The 23,865-nt window shown below is 68.7% G+C and carries 20 protein-coding genes; 8 read left to right on the plus strand and 12 right to left on the minus strand.

From position 1 onward, the window contains the following. The first annotated feature begins 95 nt into the window (after positions 1-95). A complete protein-coding gene (locus AC5WS7_RS28555) occupies positions 96-677 on the plus strand; it encodes an LGFP repeat-containing protein (protein WP_495957677.1) in 582 nt (193 codons plus the stop codon). A gap of 94 nt (positions 678-771) precedes the next feature. Then, positions 772-1,626, plus strand: coding sequence for an acyl-ACP desaturase (locus AC5WS7_RS28560; protein ID WP_495957678.1), 855 nt, complete (start codon positions 772-774; stop codon positions 1,624-1,626). Here the strand turns inward: AC5WS7_RS28560 and AC5WS7_RS28565 are convergent. Both AC5WS7_RS28565 and AC5WS7_RS28570 read right to left on the minus strand, forming a co-directional pair. Further along, complete coding sequence (locus AC5WS7_RS28565; RefSeq protein ID WP_495957679.1) at positions 1,623-2,081, minus strand: limonene-1,2-epoxide hydrolase family protein; 459 nt, start codon at positions 2,079-2,081, stop codon at positions 1,623-1,625. The two genes, AC5WS7_RS28560 and AC5WS7_RS28565, sit on opposite strands and share 4 nt — an antisense overlap. A 137-nt stretch (positions 2,082-2,218) precedes the next feature. Then, positions 2,219-2,977, minus strand: a complete 759-nt coding sequence (locus tag AC5WS7_RS28570) for a TetR/AcrR family transcriptional regulator (RefSeq protein ID WP_495957680.1) — start codon at positions 2,975-2,977, stop codon at positions 2,219-2,221. Positions 2,978-3,075: 98 nt separating this feature from the next. Between AC5WS7_RS28570 and AC5WS7_RS28575 the strand changes: the two genes are divergently transcribed. Further along, a complete protein-coding gene (locus tag AC5WS7_RS28575) occupies positions 3,076-4,266 on the plus strand; it encodes an FAD-dependent monooxygenase (RefSeq protein ID WP_495957681.1) in 1,191 nt (396 codons plus the stop codon). A gap of 463 nt (positions 4,267-4,729) precedes the next feature. Here AC5WS7_RS28575 and AC5WS7_RS28580 read toward each other — a convergent pair whose 3' ends face one another. Together AC5WS7_RS28580 and glpX are read right to left on the minus strand one after the other, a co-directional pair. Further along, positions 4,730-6,133, minus strand: a complete 1,404-nt coding sequence (locus AC5WS7_RS28580; protein WP_495957682.1) for a class II fumarate hydratase — start codon at positions 6,131-6,133, stop codon at positions 4,730-4,732. A 488-nt stretch (positions 6,134-6,621) separates the two neighbouring features. Further along, the gene (gene glpX, locus AC5WS7_RS28585) at positions 6,622-7,665 is read right to left on the minus strand and encodes a class II fructose-bisphosphatase (protein ID WP_495957683.1); all 1,044 of its coding nucleotides are present in this window, start codon (positions 7,663-7,665) and stop codon (positions 6,622-6,624) included. Between the two features lie 226 nt (positions 7,666-7,891). On the opposite strand from glpX, the gene AC5WS7_RS28590 reads away from it, so the two are divergent. Both AC5WS7_RS28590 and AC5WS7_RS28595 read left to right on the plus strand, forming a co-directional pair. Beyond that, positions 7,892-8,458 carry a DUF4245 domain-containing protein gene (locus tag AC5WS7_RS28590; protein ID WP_495957684.1) on the plus strand — a complete coding sequence of 189 codons (567 nt, stop codon included), beginning with the start codon at positions 7,892-7,894 and terminating at the stop codon, positions 8,456-8,458. A 97-nt stretch (positions 8,459-8,555) separates the two neighbouring features. Continuing rightward, complete coding sequence (locus AC5WS7_RS28595; RefSeq protein WP_495957685.1) at positions 8,556-9,434, plus strand: aminoglycoside phosphotransferase family protein; 879 nt, start codon at positions 8,556-8,558, stop codon at positions 9,432-9,434. An 11-nt stretch (positions 9,435-9,445) separates the two neighbouring features. Here the strand turns inward: AC5WS7_RS28595 and AC5WS7_RS28600 are convergent, their stop codons facing one another. From AC5WS7_RS28600 to AC5WS7_RS28615, 4 genes are all read right to left on the minus strand, one after another. Beyond that, positions 9,446-10,219 carry a hotdog domain-containing protein gene (locus AC5WS7_RS28600; protein ID WP_495957686.1) on the minus strand — a complete coding sequence of 258 codons (774 nt, stop codon included), beginning with the start codon at positions 10,217-10,219 and terminating at the stop codon, positions 9,446-9,448. Positions 10,220-10,376: 157 nt separating this feature from the next. Further along, the gene (locus AC5WS7_RS28605; RefSeq protein WP_495957687.1) at positions 10,377-10,604 is read right to left on the minus strand and encodes an exodeoxyribonuclease VII small subunit; all 228 of its coding nucleotides are present in this window, start codon (positions 10,602-10,604) and stop codon (positions 10,377-10,379) included. Then, the gene (gene xseA, locus AC5WS7_RS28610; protein ID WP_495957771.1) at positions 10,591-11,811 is read right to left on the minus strand and encodes an exodeoxyribonuclease VII large subunit; all 1,221 of its coding nucleotides are present in this window, start codon (positions 11,809-11,811) and stop codon (positions 10,591-10,593) included. Before xseA ends, AC5WS7_RS28605 begins: the two co-directional genes overlap by 14 nt. A 232-nt stretch (positions 11,812-12,043) precedes the next feature. Then, on the minus strand, positions 12,044-12,661 hold the full coding sequence (locus AC5WS7_RS28615) for a lipid droplet-associated protein (protein WP_495957688.1): 618 nt from the start codon (positions 12,659-12,661) through the stop codon (positions 12,044-12,046). Between the two features lie 202 nt (positions 12,662-12,863). Between AC5WS7_RS28615 and AC5WS7_RS28620 the strand changes: the two genes are divergently transcribed. Further along, entirely contained in the window at positions 12,864-13,868 is a 1,005-nt protein-coding gene (locus AC5WS7_RS28620) for a 4-hydroxy-3-methylbut-2-enyl diphosphate reductase (RefSeq protein ID WP_495957689.1), read from the plus strand. 404 nt (positions 13,869-14,272) lie between these two features. Here AC5WS7_RS28620 and AC5WS7_RS28625 read toward each other — a convergent pair whose 3' ends face one another. Together AC5WS7_RS28625 and AC5WS7_RS28630 are read right to left on the minus strand one after the other, a co-directional pair. Beyond that, a complete protein-coding gene (locus AC5WS7_RS28625; RefSeq protein WP_495957690.1) occupies positions 14,273-15,289 on the minus strand; it encodes a DUF6542 domain-containing protein in 1,017 nt (338 codons plus the stop codon). A gap of 58 nt (positions 15,290-15,347) precedes the next feature. Further along, on the minus strand, positions 15,348-16,472 hold the full coding sequence (locus AC5WS7_RS28630) for a DNA recombination protein RmuC (RefSeq protein WP_495957691.1): 1,125 nt from the start codon (positions 16,470-16,472) through the stop codon (positions 15,348-15,350). Between the two features lie 184 nt (positions 16,473-16,656). Here AC5WS7_RS28630 and AC5WS7_RS28635 point away from each other — a divergent pair, with 184 nt between their 5' ends. Further along, positions 16,657-17,835, plus strand: coding sequence for an exonuclease SbcCD subunit D (locus AC5WS7_RS28635; protein WP_495957692.1), 1,179 nt, complete (start codon positions 16,657-16,659; stop codon positions 17,833-17,835). Positions 17,836-17,863: 28 nt separating this feature from the next. After that, a complete protein-coding gene (locus tag AC5WS7_RS28640; RefSeq protein ID WP_495957693.1) occupies positions 17,864-21,739 on the plus strand; it encodes an AAA family ATPase in 3,876 nt (1,291 codons plus the stop codon). Positions 21,740-21,750: 11 nt separating this feature from the next. Here the strand turns inward: AC5WS7_RS28640 and AC5WS7_RS28645 are convergent, their stop codons facing one another. Both AC5WS7_RS28645 and AC5WS7_RS28650 read right to left on the minus strand, forming a co-directional pair. Continuing rightward, positions 21,751-22,266 (minus strand): methylated-DNA--[protein]-cysteine S-methyltransferase, encoded by a 516-nt coding sequence (locus tag AC5WS7_RS28645; protein ID WP_495957694.1) that lies wholly within the window; start codon positions 22,264-22,266, stop codon positions 21,751-21,753. A 76-nt stretch (positions 22,267-22,342) separates the two neighbouring features. Further along, positions 22,343-23,851 carry an AlkA N-terminal domain-containing protein gene (locus AC5WS7_RS28650; protein ID WP_495957695.1) on the minus strand — a complete coding sequence of 503 codons (1,509 nt, stop codon included), beginning with the start codon at positions 23,849-23,851 and terminating at the stop codon, positions 22,343-22,345. Positions 23,852-23,865: the final 14 nt, after the last annotated feature.

The raw sequence follows: 23,865 nt of genomic DNA on the forward strand, positions 1-23,865 counted from the left end.
TCAGTGATTCGCTGAGTCGTAGCAGGGCACCGGCTCCGGGTTGCCGACGGTTCGTTCCGCGCGGGCCGTCGGCAACCTCTCTCGAGAGGATGGATATGAACCACTTCGCTCGACGGTCGGCCGCGACGACCTTGACCCTGGCTGCCGCGGCATTGCTGTTCACCGCCGCGTGCAGCAGCGACAACAACAACAGTTCCGCCGCCACCTCCGCGGCCACCAGTGCCGCGAAGGAGTCCGCCGCGAAGGAGTCCGGCGCAAACGAAACCGGTGCGAACAAAACCGGTGCGAACGAAACCGGTGCGAACGGGGCCGCGGCGGAGACCAAGATCCAAACCCCCGCCGGCGAGATCACCGTCGCCGGGCACGTGCTGACCAAGTACAACGAAATGGGCGGTCCCGCGGGCACACTCGGTGCGCCGACCGGCAACTCCATGAACGGCCCGAACGGCGGCTCCTGCCAGGAGTTCGTCGGTGGCGCGATCTGCTGGAGCGAACAGACCGATGCGCACGTGGTCTGGGGCGAGATCCGCAAGGCGTGGGACGGCAACGGCGGCATCAACGGCAAACTCGGCTATCCGACCAGCGACGAGAAGGACATCGCCAACGGCAAGCAGAGCGATTTCACCGGCGGCACCATCACCTGGGTGAACAACCAGACGTCGGTGACGATGAAGTAGTTCGCATCGTGGTGTGTGACAGCCCGGGGACGATGTTCCCGGGCTGTTGTACGGTAGATCCCCGTTTCGGTCCCCGAGTAGGTAGGTTGTCCGCGTGCGAACTCTCTTGACCGATCGTGAGCTGCTGGAATCGCTTGCGGCGGAGGCGGAAGAAAATCTTCGGCGACACATCGCCACGGTCGACGGCTGGCAGCCGCACGATTACGTGCCCTGGGACGACGGTCGCAACTTCGCTTTCCTCGGCGGAACCGATTGGGAGCCCGGCCAATCCGGCCTCGGCGAGGTCGCGAAGCTGGCGCTGACCGTCGGTGTGCTGATCGCCGACAACCTCCCGTCGTACCACCGTGAGCTGGGCAAGTACCTGCGCACCGGCCCGTGGTGGCGCTGGGTCGGGCGGTGGACCGCGGAGGAGAACCGGCACGCGATCATGATCCGGAACTATCTGATGGTCACCCGCGCGGTGGATCCGGTCGAACTCGAGCGGATGCGGATGTCGCATATGACCACCGGCTTCCGCCGGCCCGCACTGCATCTGCTCGATGTGCTGGCCGCCAGCGCGTTCGAGGAGCGGGCCGCGGCGATCCGGCACCGCAATATCGCGGCGCTGGACGAGAATCCGATCGTCACCGCGATGTCCGAACGCATCGCCGCCGACGACGAACTCCAGTCCGAGTTCTTCGCCGATCTCGTCGCGGCCGCGCTGGATCGCGCGCCCGACCAGACCGCGCGCGCGATCGCCGACCGGGTCGCGGACTTCGCGGTCCCCGAGATCACCCTCGCCGACGGCCGCTCCAGCACCGCGATCCTGGCCGAGGCGGGCATCTACGACCCGGCGCGCGAGCCCGAACTCGTATTCGGCCCGCTCCTGGCCCGGTGGAACTTCTTCACCCGCACCGACCTCGGCGCGGACGGCGAGAAGGCCCGAGCCGAGCTGTCGAACCTGCGCTAACGACGTTTGGAGGCGGGGGAGCGCACCGCGTTCCAGAGGCCGGTCGCCGTGCCGCGCAGGAAGTTCTCCCAGCTGAAGTGGTCGTGCCAGAGGGTGATGCGGCCGTCGACGAGTTCGAAGGTGCCGCACACCCAGAAGGCGATCTCGACCGGGCCCGCGCGCAGATAGTCGGTCCGCTCGGTGAGGACGGTGTCGCCCTCGGAGACGGGGCGGCCGTCGGCCTCGATGGCGATGTGGTGCATATCGACGCGGAAGCCGAACGATTCCCGCGACAGGCCGCGCAGCAGGCCGCCGACGCGGCTGACGCCGCGCACATCGGGCAGTGAGGTGTTCTTCCAGACGATATCGGGGTCGAGCAGTTCGAGCGCCTCGTCCACCGCGCTCATCTCCAACGCCGCGAAGAATTCGCGAACCGTGGTGATCGCATCCTGCCGTAGCTCGGGTTTTTCGGACATGGTCCGACTGTATGCCGCGGCGGGGTCCGAATCCACGGAATCGGGGCCCGTTCGGCCCGTCGTGTTCGCCGCTTCTGTGCGTTTTGTTCGCCAGGGGCCGCGGATATCGCCGAAGCCCTGGTACTGATCGGGTCGGTTCAGCGTGCGGGCGGTGGTTCGGAACCGGCGCCGTCGAGCTTTCGGGCCGCGATGAGGGCCGCGAGGCCGTCGAGGATGCGATCGATGCCGAAGTGCAGGGCGTTGTCGCGGGCCTCGGGTGCGACGGGTTCGCTGAAGGCCGCGAGGGTGTGCGGATAGCGATCGGCCCGAGCGGCCAGGGTGCGGGTCAGCTGATCGGCCATCTGATCCTCCAGTCCGTCGCTGCTGCCGCCCAGGGCGGCGGCGTGGGCGAGGGTCTGCGCCTGGCCGGAGAGCGTTGCGAGGGTGTCCAGACGTTCGGGACCGGTGAGGCCGCTGTCGGCCAGCGGCGCCAGACCTGCCTCGAACCAGCCGATCTCGTTGGGGCCGAGGGGGCGTGCGGTGACCAGGATGCCGAGCATCCAGGTGTGTTCGCACAAGCGCTGATAGGTCGTCAGGCACCAGGCGCGCAGTTGGGCGCGCCATGGCGGTTCGGCCGAATCCTTCGTCGCCGCAACGAGATCGGGCGCATCGCCCATCGCGGCGTCCAGCATCAACGCGGTCAGTTCGGCCTTGCCGGGAACGTAGCGGTACAGCGCCATCTTCGCGCAGCCCAGGCGCTCGGCCAGACGCTGCATCGAAAGGTTGACCAGCCCTTCGGAATCCGCGAACGCGATCGCCTCGGTGACGATGCGCTCCAGTGACAGCGAGGGCTTGGGCCCGCGCTTGGGCCGATGCGCGGTGCCCCACAGCAGTTCGATAGCGGTCGGTGCGGTCATTTCACCATCCTTGCCGATCGGGTCTTGACTCCGAAACTGTGTCCACCGTACGCTAAATTGCGTCCAACAGACACAGTTAAAGGAAAGCCGAGTTCACCATGCGTAATCAGACCGTTCTCATCTCCGGCGCCAGCATCGCCGGGCCCGCCCTGGCCTACTGGCTGCACCGCTACGGCTTCGAGGTGACAGTCGTCGAGCGCGCGCCCGAGCTGCGCCCCGGCGGTCAGGCCATCGACTTCAAGGGGCCCACCCATCGCGCGGTACTCGAGCGCATGGGCGTGTGGGACGAGATCGTGCGGCAGCAGACCGGTAAGACCGATATGGTCTTCGCCGACGACGCGGGCCGCGAATTAGCCGTGATATCAGGCGATTTCACCGGCGGTGACGTGGAGATCCTGCGCGGCGACCTGGCGCGGATCCTGTACGAGCGGACCGCGGGACGCTGCGAATACCTGTTCGGCGATTCGGTCACCGCGCTCACCGACACCGCCGAGGGCGTCCACGTCGAATTCGAGCATGCGCCCGCGCGCACCTTCGATCTTGTCTTCGGCGCCGACGGGATTCATTCCCGGGTGCGCCGCCTGGCCTTCGGTCCGGAATCCGATTACGTCCACCACCTGGGCTACTACTACTGCATCGCCGGTGCGCCCGGATGGGGGCACGATCCGAGCGGGCCGCGGGTGCGCGGGCGGGCGTCGGCCTACAGCGCGCCGGGCAAGCTGGCCGTGCGCGGCGGCGCGAAGGCTGCGCACCACTACATCTTCGCCTCGCCGGTGCTCGATATCGGCCGCGACGATGTGGCCGCGCAGCAGCGCCTGATTGCGGAGCAGTTCGCCGGGCTCGGCGGGCCCATCCCCTCGATGATGGCCGAACTGCCCGGACTCGACCCGTTCTACCTCGATTCGATCAGCCAGGTCCGGATGAAGGGGCGCTACACCAAGGGGCGGGTCGCGCTGGTCGGCGATTCGGCCTACGGAAATACCTTGGGCGGCTTCGGAACCGGGCTCGCGGTCGTCGGAGCCTATGTCCTGGCCGGTGAATTGGCTACCGCCGGTGGCGAATACGCGGGTGCGTTCGACCGCTACGACGAGGTCATGCGCCGCTACGCCAAGATCGCGGGCAACTCCAACGCCGGCCGGTTCCTCGCGCCGCGGACCGCACGCGGTATCGCGATGCGGAACTGGTTCGTCGGCTCACGCACCTTCGGTCTCATGACGCGCTTCGGCGACAATGCCGCCAAGGATATCGATCTGCTGAATTACCCGGCAATGGCCGGCGCGGCCGAGTGAATCGCGGGGGCGGCATTGTTCCGGGGACGGGTACGGCGCTCGAGCTATTTCCGGCAGGTCATCGGCGAATTCGGCGGAACATGAAACATTCGAGCTGTTACCGACGATCAACCATATGACCGCGCAAAGTGGCAGAGAGAAAGGAAAGCGCAATGGTTATCGGAGATCTTTCCCAGCTCATCAATATGGCCGTCGGGTGGTTCGACCAGGTCCGCCACGTGATCGGAATCTGACGCAGCCGCTTGCCGCGAGCAATCTCGAAAGGAGGAAACAATGGTCCTCAACGATATATCGCAGGTCATCGACTTCCTCGTGCACCTGTTCGATCAGGCGCGTTCGATCGTCGGCGTGTAGTGCGCGGCGCGCGCTGACACGACCTTATCTCGCGGCTCTCGGCTGTATCGTTCGGCAGGCGGATAATCATCCACCCGAACGATCAGCCGGGGCCGCCACAGGAAATTGTCTACTCGGTCTCGGTCACCTTCGCCATGGACAATACGTCCAGTCGGCGGTCGAGTTCTTCCAGGGACAGTTCGTCGCCGATCAATCCGCGGTCGATGACCGTCTGGCGAATGGTTTTGCCCTCCTTCAACGCCTCTTTCGCGACCGCGGCCGCCTCCTCGTAACCGATTGCCGAATTCAACGGCGTGACGATCGAGGGCGAGGACTCGGCCAGCGTGCGCAGGCGCTCGGTGTCGGCGACGAGCCCGTCGATGCACCTGTCGGCGAACAAGCGGGATACGTTGGCCAGCAACCGAATTGATTCCAGTACATTGCGAGCCATCATCGGGATGTAGACGTTCAACTCGAACGCGCCGTTGCCGCCGCCCCAGGCGATCGCGGCGTCGTTACCGATCACCTGCGCCGCGACCTGGGTAACCGCTTCGGGCAGAACCGGATTCACCTTTCCCGGCATGATGGAGGAGCCCGGTTGCAGATCCGGAAGCCGGATCTCGGCCAAGCCGGTCAGCGGACCCGAGCCCATCCAGCGGATATCGTTGGCGATCTTGGTCAGCGAGATCGCGACGGTGCGCAGCGCGCCCGAGACCTCCACCAGTCCGTCGCGAGCGGCTTGGGCCTCGAAATGGTTTGCGGCCTCGGACAATTGGTCGAGACCGGTGGAGCGGCGGAGTTCGGCGACCACGCGTGCGCCGAAACCGTCGGGTGCGTTGAGTCCGGTGCCGACCGCGGTGCCGCCGATGGGCAGCTCACCCAGCCGCGCCAGCGTCGCGGTCAGCCGGTCGATACCGGCCTCGACCTGCCGGGTGTACCCGCCGAACTCCTGTCCGAGGGTCACCGGCACCGCGTCCATCAGATGGGTGCGGCCGGACTTGACCACGGTGCGCCATTCGGTCGCCTTGTCCAGCAAGCGAATTCGCAGATGATCCAGAGCCGGTACGAGATCGCGAACCACGGCCTCGGTCGCGGCCAGGTGCGTGGCGGTGGGGAAGGTGTCGTTCGAGGACTGCGACATGTTGACATCGTCGTTGGGGTGCACGGTCACTCCGGCCGCCGCGGCCAGGCCGGCGATCACCTCGTTGGCGTTCATATTGGAACTGGTGCCCGAGCCGGTCTGGAACACGTCGATCGGGAACTGATCGTCGTGAGCGCCCTCGGCGATCTCGTTCGCCGCGCTGATGATCGCCTCGGCCTTACCGGAATCGAGCAGCCCCAGATCCCGATTGACCGCCGCGCAGGCCGCCTTGAGCAGCCCCAACGCCCGGATCTGTGCCCGCTCGAGCCCCCGACCGCTGATCGGGAAGTTCTCCACGGCCCGCTGCGTCTGCGCCCGCCACAACGCCGTCACCGGAACCCGAACCTCACCCATCGTGTCGTGCTCGACCCGATACTCCGTCTGCTCAGTCATAATTCCGAGCCTAGGCCCGCACAAACTCCCAGCGGGCAGCCACGCGTGAGTCATTTCGCACATGCCACAGAGGAATACGCCCCCGCAGAATCCCCGACGTCGCAGGCAAGAAGTGAAACACCCATGACCGCCCTCTCGCGACCCGGACCGCCCTCGCGTGGCGCGCTGATCGGCAAGGCGTCTCTGTGCGCTGGGTAGTCGCTCGCGAGGCGAACTGTTCGGACCGTCATCTTGAAGGTTTTCGGCGTGGCTTGCGCCGCCCCAACCGATGCGAAGCGAGGCGATAACCAACGCGCCCAGCGGCGAAGCGTCTCCGTCCGGCTGGTAGTCGCCAGCGAAGCGATAGGTTCAGCAACACCAACCGCAAAGGTTTTCGGCGCGGGCTCGTCGTTCAGCCCTCGAAGCGCATGGCCGAAGGCCGAGTCTCGAGGGCTGAACGACGAGCCTTAAAGCGCCGAAAACCCGCCGGAGCGAAGCGGAGGCCAAAATTACGGCATCGGCGGGACCGCGTGCTCGTCGCCCACGAAATTCACCGACGAATACTCCCGCAGCTTGGTCAACCGGTGGTAGGCATCGATCATCCGCACGGTCCCCGACTTCGACCGCATCACGATCGACTGCGTCGACGCCCCGCCGGAGAAGTACCGCACCCCGCGCAGCAGATCACCGTCGGTGACCCCGGTGGCGCAGAAGAACACGTTGTCCCCGGAGACGAGGTCCTCGGTGACCAGGATGCGGTCCAGATCGTGTCCGGCATCGAGTGCCTTCTGGCGTTCCTCGTCGTCCTTGGGCGCGAGCTTGCCCTGCAGCGACCCGCCCATGCAGCGCAGGGCGGCGGCGGCGATGATGCCCTCCGGCGTACCGCCGATGCCGATCAGCATGTCGGTGCCGGAATCGGGGCGTGCGGTCGCGATCGCCCCGGCGACGTCACCGTCGGAGATCAGCCGGATTCGCGCTCCCGCATCGCGCACCTCCTGGATGTGCCGTGCGTGGCGCGGCCGGTCCAGCACGCATACGGTCAGGTCCGAGACCGAGGATTTCTTGGTCTTGGCGACCCGGCGCAGGTTCTCCGCGATCGGCACGGACAGATCGATCACATCGGCCGCCTCCGGCCCGACCGCGATCTTGTCCATGTAGAACACGGCCGAGGGATCGAACATGGCACCGCGCTCGGCCACCGCGAGCACGGAGATCGCGCCCGGCGAGCCCTTCGACATCAGGGTGGTGCCGTCGATCGGGTCCACCGCGAAATCGACCTCGGGGCCGGTGCCGTCGCCGACCGACTCGCCGTTGTAGAGCATGGGCGCCTCGTCCTTCTCGCCCTCGCCGATCACGACGACTCCGCTCATCGACACCGTGGCCACGAGCTGGCGCATCGCGTCCACCGCGGCACCGTCGCCGCCCTCCTTGTCGCCGCGGCCGACCCAGCGGCCCGCGGCCATCGCGCCGGCCTCGGTCACCCGGACCAACTCGAGTGCGAGGTTGCGGTCCGGGGCCTCATGGCGGCTCGTTGCGGGTGTGGGTGCCGTCATCTGCGGTGCCTCCTCGTTGTCTATTGCGTTGAATTGTCGCAGAACGGTCAGAACATCCCGTCGGGTACTGCCGTTCCACTTTGGTCCGAACGCACCCGGTGCTGGTCCGCGCGCTGTGATATCGGCCTCGTTGCCGAGCGGTCCTCGGCCGCGTTGTGGCAGCCGCCCTGGTCGGCGCACCCCTCCGGAGCGAAGTGCGCAGAATGCGGCGCGGCATACTGGGGGCGTGGCAAATCAGAAACCCCGGATCCTCAACGACTATCGGGACCTGCTCTGGTCGTTGATTCCGTTGCTGTTGATCTGCGTGGTTTTCGCCGCTCTCGCCCAACAGTGCAGTTTCTCGCCCGGCGCGCCGACGACCGGCAATATTCCGCATTTCGACGTCAAGGCGGCCCTTCAGGACGACGCGCACACCCTGCCCTTCCCGATCCGCCAGCCGAGCCTGCCCGAGCGCTGGACCGCCAATTCCGGCAGCCGCGACACCATCAGCGGCGCGGGCGGCGGAACGCTCAGCACCGTCGGGTACATCACGCCCCAGGGCACCTATATGCAGCTGACTCAGTCCGACGCATCCGAATCCGCACTGGCCGACCACATTCTGCAGACGCGCAGTCCCTCGGGCGCGCAGAAAGTGGGCGATCAAACCTGGACGGTCTTCCACGTCCAGGGCAGCGAACCGGCGTGGATCACCGATTTCGGTTCCGCCCGGGTGCTGATCAAGGGTGCGGGCAACCAGTCGGCGTATATGACTCTTGCCGGTGCGGTGGACGCCGCGCAACCCCTGCGTTCCTGATTTCACCTGCGGATTCGTGATCTTGGTTTCGGCTTGCTGAGACCCGATCCGGGTAACCGCCAACGACTCTCGCTGCTTTTCGGCTAACGTTGCCCGGGTGGATCGTGCGGACTTGGCTTGGCTCGAGCGGGTGCTGGATCGACCGATCATCGAGGCGGCGCCTGCCGAATGGGGAGTCGGTGACAACACCAGTCTGGTGACCGTCGCCGATGGCAGCGGCGTCGTCGTGCAGCGATACCGGCGGGGCGGTGAGGCCGACCGCCGGATGCGGATCATGAATGCGTTGCGAGATCCCGCCGCGACCAAGGGAATTACCATTCCGGCTATTCGCGCCGCAGATATCGACGCGCAGCCTCCGTGGATCGCCTTCGATATGCTGCCGGGCGCGCCGAGTGCCGAAACCCCCATGGACGGACCGCATTTCCCCACGCTGGCGCGAGCGATGGGGGCGATGCTCGCCGATTTCTCCGAATTGCCCTGTGCCGATGTGGAACTCGACGATATGTGGGCACGGCCCCGATATCTGGCCGCCCGCGCCGATGCCTGGGCCGAATGTCTGGATCCGGCGTTGTCGGCCGCGCAGAGCGCCGCCCTGGAGCGGGTCCTCGCGGATCTGCCCGAGCTGTTCGACGGCCGCCCAGCGGTTTTGGCGCACGGCGACTACGCACCGGTGAACATCCTCGTCGAGGACGGCACGATCACCGGACTGCTGGATTTCGAATCGGTGCGCGTCGCGGATCCGCTGTACGACCCGGCGCGCTGGGCCTGGTCGGTCGGCTTCGCCGGTCGCGACGCACTGGCCCGATCCTGGCCCGAATTCCTCGGCGGAGCCGGTATCGATCCGGCCGAACCCGCACTGCCGGAACGTATTCGGTCCTTGCAGGTGATCTGCACGATGGAGATGCTCGCCGACGCGGATCTCGCGCCGGGACTGTGGCGGATCGTGCACGACCGGCTGGCCGGCCTGCTGGGGTGAGCCGGGCGCGGCTACCGGTCGAACGTTCTGGTGGTGGCGAGCGTGGTGATCCGGTTGTCGTTGCCGGAGTCGCGCAGTTCCACCCGGCCCAGGCCGTGCCGCGCGGTGGCGGTGGCGATCACCGGGCCGACCCGCGCGGCCTGCAGATAGCGCAGGCCCAGGAAGCTCAGGCCGTCCGAGGGGCCGAGCGACAGTGTCGCCTCCTCGGCCGCCAGCGCGATCAGGCCGCCGTTGACGGTGCCCGCGGCATTGAGTCCGTCCTCGTGACGGGGCAGCACCGCGACGCCCGGCTCGCGGCGTTCGCACCGGGCCCGTTCGGCCAGCGGAACCGCGAGCCGCCGGTCGCTCGGCGGCATATCGATACTGAGTTTGCGCGGCAGCTGCACGTCCGGATTCGGTGCGGCCATGAAGGAGGTCGCGCCGAAACCGATCGGCACGTCGTCGACGGTGAACTCGATCTCCGCGACGAAGACCGACCGGCCCGCCTTGACCGTGCGGCCGACCGCGCGCACCTCACCCGCTCCGGGTGCGGGCCGGAACAGGTTGACGTCCAGTTCCAGCGTCATCGGCACCCGGGGGTGCAGGACCAGCGAGGCCAGCAGCCCGCCCATGGTGTCCAGCCAGATGGCCAGGATGGAGGTGCGCAGATGGGTGGTGCCCGGGACGTGCATGTGCGGGGTGATCGTCGCCGAGCCGTGTAGCTCGTCGCCGACCCGCCGAGTGGCGAAACCCAGTTCGAGCAGGATGTGCCGGCGTCTGTCCAACGGGCGGTCGACGGTGGTCACGGCATCTCCTCCGGCTCGGCGGAGCGGGCAGCGCCGCTCGGCATCCATTCAGACAACCGCACCATGAGCCGTTGTGCAAGTATCGTTTTCGATTTCGAGAGTGACATTCTGCACGCGGCGGTATCAGCAGGCCCCAGGATACGCCCGCGCACAACGGCTACTCCGAGTCGGCTTCGCGGCGGGACAACGCGTCCTCCACCCGTTTGCGCGCCCCGGCCAGATGCTCCTCGCAGCGGCTCGCCAGGGCCTCGCCGCGTTCCCACAGGGCCAGCGAATCGTCCAGATCCATACCGCCCTGCTCGAGCATCTTCACGACGTTGACCAGTTCATCGCGGGCGCGTTCGTAGCCGAAACTCGCGATCTCGGCGAGATCACTCTCGGTCATGCGGGGACTCCTTCGTAATGATCCGACTGGCCAGTGCGGCCGCGCTGATCGCGCCGTCGGCGACCCGGATGCGCAACTGGGTCCCCGGCGGGGAATCCGCCACCTCGTGGATGACGTGCCGCTCCTTGCCCGAAACACGTTGCACCACAGCGTATCCGCGAGCGAGCGTGGCGGCCGGGCCGACGGCGGTGAGCTTGTCGCGCAGATGCCGGGTCGCGGTGGACTCGGCGGTGAGGGTGTGTTCGACCGCCCGCCGGGCCGCGGTGCGCAACCGTTCGGCCTCCTCGTAGCGCTGGTCGAGCTGGCGCAGCGGATCGGCCAGCACCGGTCGCGAGCGCAGTTGGTCCAGCGCCCGAAGTTCGCGTTGCACCCAGCCGCGCAGCGCCGCGGCCGACCGCTCCTGCCACTCCCGGACCATGGCCAGTTCCGCGGCCGCGTCGGGGACGATGCGCTTGGCGGCGTCCGTCGGCGTGGCAGCGCGCAGATCCGCGACATAGTCCGACAGCGGATTGTCCGGCTCGTGCCCGATCGCGCTGACGATCGGCGTCGTCGCGGAAACGATGGCGCGGCACAGGGTTTCGTCGGAGAAGGGCAGCAGATCCTCGACGCTGCCGCCGCCGCGGGCGAGCACGATCACCGCCACGTCCGGGTCGCGATCCAGTTCGGACAGGGCGTCCAGGATCTGCGGGACCGCCGTCGGTCCCTGCACCGCGGTGTTGCGGATTTCGAAACGCACTGCGGGCCAGCGGTTCCGGGCGACGGTCAGGACATCGTGTTCCGCGGCGCTGGCGCGTCCGGTGATCAGGCCGACCGTCCCGGGCAGGAAGGGAATCGGCCGCTTGAGGCGCGGATCGAACAGTCCCTCGGCGGACAGCAGTGCCTTGAGCCGTTCGATGCGCGCGAGCAGTTCGCCGATCCCGACGGGCCGAATCTCGGTGATGCGCAACGACAATGTGCCGCGTCCGGTGAAGTAGGACAACTTGCCGTAGACGACGACGCGGCTGCCCTCCTGCAACGGAATCGCCGAATCGCGTAGCAGCGCTGGATCACACGTCACCGACAGGGACATGTCCGCGGCCGGATCGCGCAGCACCAGGAAGGCCGTGCGAGTTCCCGGCCGCACGTTCATCTGGGTGATCTGACCCTCTACCCAGACACTGCCGAGCCGGTCGATCCACTGCGCGACCTTCAGCGCGATACTGCGCACCGGCCACGGGTTCTCCGCCGAATTCGAGGGCCGGGCCGAGGCCGGGTTCCGCTGCCCGCCGGAGCCCGCCGCGTCGCCGGGTGCGTGTGTGCCGGGGTCGGTCACCGTTGCGCCTCAGCGGTATTCGGCGCTCGGTCGCGGCCGTGCCGGGGCTCGGTCACCGCTGCGTGTCGCCGTTCGGCGCGGCGGCGGCCCGCGGGCGCGTGGGTGTGGGTGCCGTGGGTGAATTCGGTCACTTGGCCTGCACGGTGGCAATCCGGTTGGTCAGCATCGTCACGAAGGCCGCGCGGTCCCGGGTGTGTCGCTCGTACTCGAGCAGCGCGGTCAGATCCTCGACGGTGAACATCCGCAGGCGTGCGCGCAACTGGGCCAGCGTCATGTTCAGGTAGTCGTAGCGGGCCGCGACCTCGGGCTCGGCGACCTCGTCGCCGGCGCCCGGCCCGTTGCTGGAAGACGTTGCGGCGGTTTCTGTTTCGTTCTGCACCGGCTCGGGCGCGGCGGGCTCCCCGGTCAGCGCGGGCACGACGGGCTCGGGCGCGGCATACAGGTCGAAGCGGCTCAGCGATGCCTCGCGGGCACTGGTGAAGACCGGGTCGGGATCGTCCTCGTCCTCGTCGAAGGTGGCCCAGGCGGGCTGTTCCTCCGGACGATTGGTCAGCTGGTCGAACACCTGGTCGCCCTTCAGCGCGAGACTGGTCACGAATTGCTGGGCGTGCATGGTGGTCTGCAACAACTGGCTGATCGCGGTGATCGGCAGGTGCATCGCGGTGGTCGGCAGCCGACGGGCTTCCTCCAGGGCGTAGACGGCTGCCCCGGCGGCGACACGGGCGAAGAACGGCGGTCGAAACATAGCCCTAGCCTGCCCGATTCGCCGTGTGAAGCAAAGGAGGGGATCCACGTGCGCCATTCTCGTCGCATCTGTTCGTCGTCATGTCGTCGGGCCGTACCCACCGCGCGGGGTGAGCGGACTCACAATTCGCCACGCCCGTCTGCCACGATACCGGCCGCGACCGCGCGCGTGTCGCCACCTGTGCGCACGTAAGCTGGGGGCCATGTCCTCGGCAATCCCCTTGAACGTCGGAATCGCCCGGTCCGCGGGCCCCAGCGCGGCCGGTGCCGCCAAGCGTGTCCTGCTCGCGGAGCCCCGCGGCTACTGCGCCGGTGTGGATCGCGCGGTGGAGACCGTCGAGCGCGCCCTCGACAAGCACGGTGCGCCGATCTACGTGCGCAAGGAGATCGTGCACAACCGGCACGTCGTGGAGACCCTGCGCGAGCGCGGGGTGGTCTTCGTCGACGAGACCACCGAGGTGCCCGAGGGCGCGGTGGTGGTGTTCTCCGCACACGGCGTGTCGCCGATGGTGCACGAGGCCGCCGCCGCCCGCGGCCTGCACACCATCGACGCCACCTGCCCGCTGGTCACCAAGGTGCATCAGGAGGCCAAGCGGTTCGCGCGCGACGATTTCGACATTCTGCTCATCGGCCACGAGGGGCACGAGGAGGTCGAGGGCACGGCGGGCGAGGCACCCGATCACGTTCAGCTCGTCGACGGTCCCGACGCGGTAGACGGCGTGCACGTGCGCGACGAGAACAAGGTGATCTGGCTTTCCCAGACCACGCTGTCCGTCGACGAGACCATGGAGACCGTGCAGCGGCTGCGGCAGCGCTTCCCGAAGCTGCAGGATCCGCCGAGCGACGATATCTGCTACGCGACCCAGAACCGGCAGATCGCGGTCAAGGCGATGGCGCCCGAATGCGATCTGGTGATCGTGGTCGGCTCGCGCAACTCGTCCAATTCCAAGCGTCTGGTCGAGGTCGCGCTGAACGCCGGCGCGGGCGCGGCCCATCTGGTCGATTTCGCCCGCGAGGTCGATCCGGCCTGGTTCGAGGGCGTGCGCTCGGTCGGCGTCACCTCCGGAGCCTCGGTCCCCGAGATCCTGGTGCGCGGTGTGCTCGACCTGCTGGCCGAACACGGCTACGCGGACGTCCAGCCCGTCACCACCGCGAACGAGACGCTCGTATTCGCTCTGCCGCGCGAGCTGCGCGCCGCGCGTCAATAGCTCGATTCGTCATCCGCACCGGCGTGTCGGGCCGGGTGGCACACCGGGCCGGTCGGTCGGACGAGGTGTCGTGGCTACGGCGGTGTATCCGACCGATCTGTATCCGGTCGGCCGGGAAACGTGCGGTTGCCGAGGCTGTCGCGGTCGACCGACAGCTACGTTTCGCCGTCGGAGTGATCCAGCGGCGGTGTGCGATATCACCACCGGCGGCCCGCGGTCGAAATCACATGGAGTCGGTCGGTATCACACCGAGCATCGGCGACCGAGCCGGAAGGGCCGGTGTCCGAAAGACTTTCGTGCCCCCCGACGCCGGAGACGCTCGGGTGGCCCCGGATCGCCGGTGAGTCTTCGTGATACGTCCGATCGCTGGTGAACCCCCGAGGTACCCCGGACCGGTCGATGAGTCAGTGCTCGATGCGGCCCGAATCACGTTCGCGGTAGCGGACGTTCGGGCGCGGATGCGGCGGGACGTCGCCGTAGTCGGCTCCGCGTGCGCGGCGCTGCGGCGGCGGTTCCGCGGAACGCTGGCGCGGCTCCTGTGCGCGCCGGCGAGGCTGCTGTCCGGTGGACGGCGCGGCGCCGCGCTGACGGGGCTGCGCAGGCGGCTCCGCGGCCCGGCGGCGCGGCTGTGGTTCGGCGGGACGCTGACGGCCGGATTCGGTGGGCCGCTGCCGGGGCGGAGTGTCGGCCTCGGCGCGCTGGCGGGCGGTGGCGGCGACCTTCGCGCGCTCGGCGGTGCGTGCGCCCGGGGCAGCCGAGACCCGTGGCGGGCGCTCGGCGACCCGCCCGGTGGTCTTGCGGCTTCCGCGTGTCGGCTTCGTGGCGGTCTTCTCGTCCGTTGCGGACTGTGCGCGGGTGCGGCTGCGGAGGGAGTCCGGCGAGCCCGTGCCCCGGCCGCGTCGTGAACGGCTCGCCTCGGCCCTCGTACCCCAGGAATCGCCCTTGCGTGCCCGGCTGCCGCGCGCCCGCGGCCTGGCGTCCTCCAGGCGGCGGTGCAGCACCAGACGACCCGCGCCGATCGCCAACACGATCACGGTCGCGATGGCCATGACCGGGAAGCGGTTCACCAGCGGGATCCCCTGGTTGAGCAGAATGTCCTTCATCGAGGACGACGTATGATCCAGCAACTGCCCGTAGGCGACCGGCACGGCGATGAACAGCAGCAGCGGCGGCGTGACCATGGTGGTGAACAGGCCGCGGTAGCGCACCGCCAGCGCGGCCAGTGCACAGCCGATGATGTACGCACCGGCGAACACTCGGGTCAGATCTCTGCTGCCGCCGCTTGCGTCGATGAAAAACCCGATCAAAGTGCACGCCACCGCGATCAACACCGCCGCACCGGCCGGGATGCCGGGCACCGACGGGATGATCGAACGGTGCGGTGCGGGCACCTCGGATCGGTCGCGTTGGGTAGCTGCCACGTAAAGCACACTATCTGTCGCAACCGGAACGTGTATCGAGGCTGGGCGGATGAACCGGTTACTCGTTGATGTCCGAGAACCCCGCGGCGCGTGGTCGCGACTCGATGTACCGGATTGCCGGGACCTCTTTCTCGCCGATGTCCAACTCGTGCAATCGCCGCGCGGTGACCAGTACGCGTGACTCCACCGAGCCCGCTGTCTGGTTGAATGCGTCTACGGCCTTTGCCAGTTGGCCGCCGAGCCGGTCCAGATGGCTACCCACGACACCGAGCCGGGCGTACAGTTCGCGGCCCAATTGCTGGACTGTTGCCATCTCTTTCGAGATGGCGTCCTGTCGCCAGCCGTATGCGACGGTGCGCAGTAGTGCGACGAGAGTTGTCGGCGTTGCGAGGATCACGTTTCTGGCGAATGCGTACTCCAGCAGACCGGCGTCCGCGTTCAGCGCGGCGTCCAGGAAGGGTTCGCCGGGCACGAACAGGACCACGAATTCGGGCGCGGGATCGAAGGCCGCCCAGTACGCCTTCTCGGCGAGCTGATCGATATGGGCGCGCAGGTGTCTGGCATGACGGGTCAGATGTTCGGCCCGCGCCCGCGGGTCGTCCTGGGCGGCGGCGTCGAGATAGGCCGTCAGGGGCGCCTTGGCGTCGACGACGATATGGCGGTCACCGGCGAGGCGCACCACCAGATCGGGCCGTACCGTGCCGTCCCGGCCCGCGCGGGTGACCTGGGTGTCGAAATCGCAGTGCCGCGACATTCCGGCCAGTTCCACCACCCGTTCGAGCTGGATCTCGCCCCAGCGGCCGCGGACCTGTGGCGCGCGCAGGGCCGAGACCAACTGCCCGGTCTGGGCGGCGAGCCGATGGGACAGCTGCTGCATGCCCGCGACCTGTTCGCGCAGGCCCGCATAGGCGTCGATGCGGCGGTGCTCGACCTCGGCGAGTTGCCGATTCAGTGCGCCGACCGCCTCCCGCAGCGGCGTCACCAGCGTGCCGATCGCCTGTGAATTACGCTGCGCGGCATCCTCGTTCGCCGCGCCGAGAGAATGTCGCAGCAGATGCTCGTTGGCGCGCAGCGCGGCCAGCTGCGCCTCGGCTCGCCCGGCTCGCGCGAGATGACCGAGCCAGCCGAGCCCCAGCCCGGCGCAGAACACCACGAGCATCGCTAACAGTGTCGGTGCGGTCATGACTGCAGATAGTGCCGCATACCACCGACAAGTTCGGCGTCGCGGCAAATACCCAGCGCTTGCTCGGGTGTTCGTGACGGTCGCGGATCGGTCGGTCGCGAGCCGATCGGGAGCGGAATTTTCTGGGCCGGTCCCGGGGTGGCGAATTCGAATCTGTCGGTGCCATCGCCTACGGTTTCGCGGCATGCGGATGCTGCACACCTCCGACTGGCATATCGGGCGGACCTTCCACGGTGTGGATCTGCTGGCGGATCAGGCGCGTTCGCTCGAATCGCTGGCCGAGATCGTGGCCGAGCAGCGGGTGGACGTGGTGCTGCTGCCCGGTGACGTCTACGACCGGTCGATACCCAGCGCCGACGCGATCGCGGTGTGCAACCGGGGATTCGAGGCGATCCGGGCCGCGGGCGCGGTGATCGTGGCCACCTCCGGCAACCACGATTCGCCGACCCGGCTCGGCGCGCTCGGCAGTTTCGCCGCGGCCGGCGGATTGCATCTGCGCACGTCCGTGGCCGATCTGCGGCGTCCGGTGATCTTGCGCGACGAGTACGGCGAGATCGCCTGCTACGGTATTCCGTACCTGGAGCCGGAGATCACGCGGGTGGAACTGGGTGTGCCACAGGCCCGTTCGCATGCGGAGATCCTGGACGCGGCGATGGGACGGGTGCGCGCGGATCTCGAAGCGCGCGGCGGTATGCGCTCGGTGGTGCTCGCGCACGCCTTCGTCGTCGGCGGGGAGGCGACCGGCTCGGAGCGGTCCATCTCCGTGGGCGGGGTGGAGACGGTGCCGATGGGTGCGTTCGAGGGGGCCGATTACGTGGCCCTGGGACACCTGCACTCACCGCAGATCCTGTCCGAATCGATCCGGTATTCCGGTTCGCCGCTGCCCTATTCGTTCGCCGAGCGGTCCCATCGCAAGGCGGTGTGGATCGCCGATCTGGGCCCCGAGGGACTCACCGGCGTGGAGCGGCACGACCTGCCGCAGGTGCGTGGCCTCACCCAGCTCACCGGCGCGCTGGAGGATCTGCTCGGTGACCCGGCCCACGCCGAGGCCGAGGAACACTACGTCTCGGCGAACCTCACCGACCACGCCCGCCCGGTCGATGCGCTGCGCCGGCTACGGCAGCGTTTCCCGCATGCGGTCCACGTGGAATGGGTTCGCCCCGAAGGCAATCCGGACCTGCGCTACCGTGAACGGGTGCACGGCCGCCGCGACACCGAAGTAGCGCACAGCTTCCTCACCGATGTGCGCGGCGAACCCACCGACGCCGAAATGGACTGGCTGGCGCGCGCGTTGGTCGCCGCCACCGCCGAACGCGAGGTCGCCGAGGCGCAACCGGTCAACGCGGCGGAGCGCACGGCATGAGTGACCGGGGCAGTGGGAGGGTGGCCGGATGAGGCTGCATCGGTTGGAGTTGACGGCGTTCGGGCCGTTCGCCGATACCGCGGTGGTGGATTTCGATGTGCTCGGGGGTGATGGGCTCTTCCTGCTGCACGGGCAGACCGGTGCGGGGAAGACGACGGTGCTGGACGCGATCGCGTTCGCGCTGTACGGCAAAGTTCCGGGGGCGCGCGGGGACAGCAAGCGGCTGCACTCCGATCACGCGGACCCGCAGACGCCGCCGCGGGTGGCGCTGGAGGCGACGCTGGGCGGGCGGCGGCTGCGGCTGACCCGCTCGCCGGAATTCCGGCGGCCCAAGAAGCGTGGCGAGGGCTGGAAGGACGAGCAGCCCAAGGCAACCCTGGAATGGCTGGACGGTCGCGGCCAGAATCTGTCCCGGCTCACCGATATCGGCGATGAGGTGATCCGGCTGCTCGGGATGAGCGCGGACCAGTTCTTCCAGGTGGTGTTGCTGCCGCAGGGCGATTTCGCGCGATTCCTGCGCTCGGAGAACGAGGATCGCGAAAAACTGCTCGAAAAGCTCTTCGACACGGAGCGATTCGGCACGGCCGAACAGTGGCTGACGCAGCGTCGACGGGACAGCGCGGCCGAACTCGATACCCAGCGGCAGAGCATCGACCGGCTGATCGGCCAGGTGGCCGTCTGCGCGGGGGTGGGCGCGACCGATACCGCCGGCATTCTGAAGGCGACCGAATGGTCGCAGCAACTTCTAGCCGCCGCCCGCACCGATCTGGCGCACACGAAGGCGGAACTCGCACAGCGCCGTGCCGATTCGACCGTGGCCCAGGCCGCCGCCGAGCAGCAGCGCCGCCTGCACGAGCTGCACCGCCGCATGTCCGCGGCGCGTGCCCAACTGGACGACTACGCCTCCACCGCGGAACTACGCGCTCGCCGCCGCATCGAACTGGATCAATCCCGTCGCGCCGAACCGGTCGCCGCCGCCCTCGACGAGGCTCGCACCGCAGCGAAGATCCTCCGCCGCCGCACCGGCGAATCCCGCGACCTCGCCGAACGTCTCGCCACCCGCCTGCTGGAGCCGGCCAGCGCCGAACTCCCCGGAACTGCCTGGGCCGCAGCCGATCTGGCCGCCGCGGAACTCGCCGACTCCGACCTTGCCGCCGAACTCTCGGCAATACCGCCGACTCCGGAACCGAGTCGGAGTTGCGGAATGGATTCCGGCGATCCCGCCGGGACTGCCGGGGAGCACGCTGCTGGCCCGCTTCCCGCGCGCGATGGGAACGCGGCCGGTGATGCCTCGGACCCGCTGAGGCAGGCGGGACGCGAGGTGTCCGAGGCTGACGAAAAGATGCCCGATGGTGCGGCGGCGGTCGGTACTTCGGGGGAGCCGGACGATCCGGCGACGGTCGGTTATGTCGAACTCGAGTTGTTCTCCATCGATCCGGCCCCGGCGGCCGCGGGTGCCGAGCCCGACGCGGGTGGACAACGGAAATCCGCCGAGGGCCGGGAGAGTGCCGGTCGGCGAGGAACGGGTGAGAACGCCGGGCGGCGCGGGAGCGGGCCTCGCAAGCCGGCCAAGAGCGCTGCGGGGGATCGGCCGCTGCGCGTGCTGGACTCGGCGGCCGGTTGGGCTGTCGATGACAGTGAGCCCGGGTTGTTCTCGGTGGAGTTGCCTGCCGCGGACGGGTCTTCGCCGGGCGACTCGGATGACTCCACGGTTTCGGCAGGTGAAACCGGTGTGGTCACAGACGCATTCGATGATGTGGCGGGTCCGGGCTCGCAGAGGGTTGCGGCCGAAGCCGGGCGGAGCGTCGAACAGACCGCTGGAGTCGAGGATTCGAGCCAACCGACCCTCGCTGAGCCGGAACGGGAACAGCCGGGCGGCGATCGGGGCGCCGGGTCCGAGGTGCGGGAGACGTTCCGGGACGAAGAACCCGAGGCCGAGCTCACCGGCATCGATATGGCTATTCAGCGGTGGGCGGCGCAGATCGGTGCGCTGGACGAGGTGCGCGGCGACGCCGAATCGGCGCAGCGGCTGAGTGTCGAACTCGCGAGGTTGCGCAAGGAGCGGTCGGCACTGGAGTCCGCGATGGACAAATTGTCCGCCGACCGGTCGGCGATGCCGGAAATGATTGCCGCACTGGATGTCCGGGTACGCGAGGCCGAGCAGGCAGCGGCTGGGCTGGCCGGATTGCAGGCGGAATGCGAACGGCTGCGCACGGCTTCGGAGGCGGCGACCGAACTGGCTGCCCGGCGCACCGAACTCGCCCGCGCCACAACCGCGTTCGAGTCGGCGCGGGCGGCGCACGCCGATGCCCGCGAACACACCCTCGCGATCCGCGAGCGCAGACTCGCCGGAATGGCGGCCGAACTCGCGGGTGCGCTCGCGGACGGACAGCCGTGCAGCGTATGCGGTTCCGCGGAGCATCCGGCTCCGGCCCAGCCGACCGCGACCGCCGCGTCCAAGGCCGACGAGGAACGTGCGGTCGCCGCCGAACGGACCGCCGAATCCGCCCGTGACCGCACGAAGGCCCGGTTGTCCGAACTGGAGAACGACATCGCGGTGCTCATCGCTCGCGGCGGTGAGGGCGATCGGGCCGAGCTGTCCGCCGAACTCAATGTCGCCACCGAGCGATACAAATCCGCCCGCCGCGCCGGCGCCCGCGTCGAGGAGCTCACCGCCGAGCTGAACCGTTTGCGCGCCGACGAAACGCGCCTGCAGAGCGAGTTCCGTGAACTCGACGTCCGCAACAGCGCCGTGGTCGAACGTGTCATCGCCGCCGACCGGCGGATGGCCGAGCTGACCGACCGACTGCGCACCGCCGCGGGAGCGGATGGCACGGTGGATCGTCGCCGGGCCCGCCTGGATGCGCTCGTGCGCGATGCCACCGAACTGCGCTCGGCCCGAACCGAATCCGATGCCGCCCGCGAGCAGGTCACCGCGGCCGCGCGCCGAGTGGAGCAGCTGGCCCGCGCGGCCGAGCTGGTCACACTCGCGGATGTGGTTGTGCCCGAGAGCGGTTCGGAGCCGGACTACGACGTGCTGGCGGCATATGCGAAGGTCGTCGACGCCGCCACCCGTACCCCGCAGCAGCAGAGCGAGATCGAGCGTGAGCTGAGTGCGGCCGACAGCAGGCGCGCGCACGCGGAGGCGGTCCTGGCCGAACCCGATATCAAGACCGCCGCCGATGCCGAACTCGACGACCCGCGGGAGCTGGAAACCCGAGTCGCACAAGCGCGTACCGCGCTGGACGCGGCTGTGGCCGCCCACTCCCAGGCCGAACACCGGGTGCGGCAGCTCGAGGAGCTGGGCACGCAACTGTGGGCCGCGGTGGATCGCATCACCCCGATGCAGCGCGCGCACGACGAACTGGCCGCGCTGGCCGACGTCGTGGCCGGTCGCGGCGAGAACAACCGCCGGATGTCGCTGCGTTCGTACGTACTCGCGGCCAGGCTCGAAGAGGTGGCCATCGCCGGTTCCGCGCGCCTGCGCCGAATGTCCGGTGGCCGTTACGAATTCGTGCACACCGACGTCGCGGGACGCAACGGCCGGCGCGGCGGCCTGGGCCTGGACATCCGTGACGACTACACCGGCGCGATCCGCCCGGCCAAAACCCTCTCCGGCGGCGAAACCTTCATGGCGTCACTGGCTCTGGCGCTCGGCCTGGCCGATGTGGTGGCCGCCGAATCCGGCGGCCTGGTCATGGACACCCTGTTCATTGACGAGGGCTTCGGCAGCCTCGACGCCGACACTCTCGACGCGGTCATGGGCGTCCTGGACGACCTGCGTTCCGGAGGACGGGTGGTCGGCATCGTCAGCCACGTCGACGAGATGCGCCAACGCATCCCCAGCCGCCTCCACGTCATCCGCCAACCCACCGGGTCTCACTTGAAAACCGTTGTCGCGTAACTGCTTCCCGATCAGGACGCGGCTGCCGCGGCCTGCTCGTGCCGCAGCAACCGTGCCTTCACATCCAGCCCCCAGCGGAATCCGCCGAGTGTTCCGTCGGTGCGCAGGATGCGGTGGCAGGGGACGAAGAGGGCGGCGGCATTGCGGGCACAGGCGTTGGATGCGGCGCGGACGGCTTCGGGGCGGCCGGAAAGGGCGGCGAATGCGGTGTAGGTGATCGGATTTCCGGCCGGGACGGTACGCAGCACGTCCCAGGCGTGCAACAGGAATGGGCCGGACACCTGACGCACCGGGATGGTGTCGATCGCGAAAACCTCACCGGCATGGTACTTCTCGACCGCGCTGGTCACCTCGCCGAGTGAACCGCGTTGCCGCAGTTCACCGGGTCGCAGGCTGGGATGTACGAGCCGTCGTAATCCCTCGGAATCGGCGGTCCATCCGGCGGCCAGGACCACGCCGTCCGCGTCGACGACCGTGGTGAACGGCCCGAGCGGCGTCGAAGTCGTCGCGAATTCGCCGGTACTCATTGTGCTGCACCTACTTTCGCCGACTCATCGGCTGTGAGTTCATCGGTGTGGCCGGGACCCGGCACGGCGGGAACGATCATTGGACCGCCGCGGTGACCGCGTTCGCGACCCGAGCGGGCGCGGGCGGGGCGGGCGCGGGCCGGGCCGCGAGTGCCTGCTTCCACAGATGCATGGACAGATAGGACCGCCACGGCGACCAGCGCGCGGTATCGGTGAGGTCGATGCCCAGCAGCGTCGCGCCGCGCCGGACCACCAGATCGGTATGCATCAGCACGTCCGGATCGGCGAGTAGCCGCATGGTCACGTAATCCGCCGTCCACGGCCCGACCCCGTCCAGGGCGAGTAGATCGCGGCGCAGGTCGGTGGCGGTGCGGCCGGCATGCAGGGACAGTTCACCGGAGGCCAGTGCGCGCGCCGCCGCCACGATGGACGCCGTGCGCCGCGCCGGTCCGGTCAACACCCCGGCACCGTGCTCGGCGATCGCCTCGGGAGTCGGGAACAGCCGCGGCACGGGGCCGCCGATATCCTCGCCCAGCGCCTCGACGAGGCGGGCGGTGTGCGTGGCGGCCGCCGCGACCGAGATCTGCTGACCGATCATGGTGCGCAGCAACAGTTCCGGGCCGTCGATACAGCCGGGGACGCGAATGCCGGGACCGAATGCCGGTCCGCGCCCGGACTCCCGGCCCGCCGCGGTGAGCGCTTCGTCGATGCCGACCGGGTCGGCGTCCAGGTCCAGCAGATGCCGCAACCGCGCCACCGTCGGCGCGAGGTCGCGCATGTCGTGCAGGGACAGGCCCGCTCGCACGTGGCCGGGCTGCACGCTCAGGCGCACCGTGGCATGCCCGTGCGGTGTGCGCAGTCCGCGCGTGTAGTGGCCGTCTTCCCACGAGTCCAGTCCCGGCACCGCGTGCGAGGACAGGAACCAGGTCAGCCAGCCCGCATCGAGCGGTTCGCGATAGGGCAGCCGCAGGGTGAGCACACCGTTCGTCGCGGGCAGGGTATCGCCGCGCAACCGCCGCGACTCCTCGCGCAGCACCGTCGGGCTGACCGCGAACACCTCGCGCACGGTGTCGTTGAACTGGCGGATGCTGGCGAATCCGGCGGCGAAGGCGACGTCGGACATCGGCATTCGCGTGGTCTGGATCAGCAGCCTGGCCGTGTGCGCGCGATGCGCACGCGCCAGAGCCAGCGGCCCCGCGCCCAGCTCCGTGGTCAACACCCTGGTCAGCTGACGCTGGGAGTAGCCGAGCGATCCGGCCAGCGCGGGCACGCCACCGCGTTCGATCACCCCGTCGGCGATCAGTCGCATGGCGCGCGCGGCCAGATCGGCACGGGTGTTCCACAGCGGCGAGCCGGGTGCCGCATCGGGCAGGCAACGACGGCAGGCGCGGAATCCGGACTGCTGCGCGGCCGCGGCGGTCGGCAGGAACGTCACGTTCGCGCGCTTGGGCGTGATGGCCGGACACGATGGGCGGCAATAGATTCCGGTCGTGCGGACGGCGGTCACGAACTGCCCGTCGAAACGGGCGTCGCGGGTCGTGACCGCGCGGTAACAGCGCTCGAACTCGAGACCGTGTGCACTCACGCGATCCACCCTGT

This window comes from Nocardia sp. PLKS1-43, from assembly GCF_059510335.1.

What these genes read in the sequence shown, in the direction of transcription:
- AC5WS7_RS28620 (WP_495957689.1), top strand. Translation starts at nt 12,864, where the DNA reads ATGTCCTCGGCAATCCCCTTGAACGTCGGAATCGCCCGGTCCGCGGGC.
- AC5WS7_RS28580 (WP_495957682.1), bottom strand. Translation starts at nt 6,133, where the DNA reads ATGACTGAGCAGACGGAGTATCGGGTCGAGCACGACACGATGGGTGAG.
- AC5WS7_RS28605 (WP_495957687.1), bottom strand. Translation starts at nt 10,604, where the DNA reads ATGACCGAGAGTGATCTCGCCGAGATCGCGAGTTTCGGCTACGAACGC.
- AC5WS7_RS28570 (WP_495957680.1), bottom strand. Translation starts at nt 2,977, where the DNA reads ATGACCGCACCGACCGCTATCGAACTGCTGTGGGGCACCGCGCATCGG.
- AC5WS7_RS28615 (WP_495957688.1), bottom strand. Translation starts at nt 12,661, where the DNA reads ATGTTTCGACCGCCGTTCTTCGCCCGTGTCGCCGCCGGGGCAGCCGTC.
- AC5WS7_RS28565 (WP_495957679.1), bottom strand. Translation starts at nt 2,081, where the DNA reads ATGTCCGAAAAACCCGAGCTACGGCAGGATGCGATCACCACGGTTCGC.
- AC5WS7_RS28635 (WP_495957692.1), top strand. Translation starts at nt 16,657, where the DNA reads ATGCGGATGCTGCACACCTCCGACTGGCATATCGGGCGGACCTTCCAC.
- AC5WS7_RS28575 (WP_495957681.1), top strand. Translation starts at nt 3,076, where the DNA reads ATGCGTAATCAGACCGTTCTCATCTCCGGCGCCAGCATCGCCGGGCCC.
- AC5WS7_RS28645 (WP_495957694.1), bottom strand. Translation starts at nt 22,266, where the DNA reads ATGAGTACCGGCGAATTCGCGACGACTTCGACGCCGCTCGGGCCGTTC.
- AC5WS7_RS28555 (WP_495957677.1), top strand. Translation starts at nt 96, where the DNA reads ATGAACCACTTCGCTCGACGGTCGGCCGCGACGACCTTGACCCTGGCT.
- AC5WS7_RS28630 (WP_495957691.1), bottom strand. Translation starts at nt 16,472, where the DNA reads ATGACCGCACCGACACTGTTAGCGATGCTCGTGGTGTTCTGCGCCGGG.
- glpX (WP_495957683.1), bottom strand. Translation starts at nt 7,665, where the DNA reads ATGACGGCACCCACACCCGCAACGAGCCGCCATGAGGCCCCGGACCGC.
- AC5WS7_RS28640 (WP_495957693.1), top strand. Translation starts at nt 17,864, where the DNA reads ATGAGGCTGCATCGGTTGGAGTTGACGGCGTTCGGGCCGTTCGCCGAT.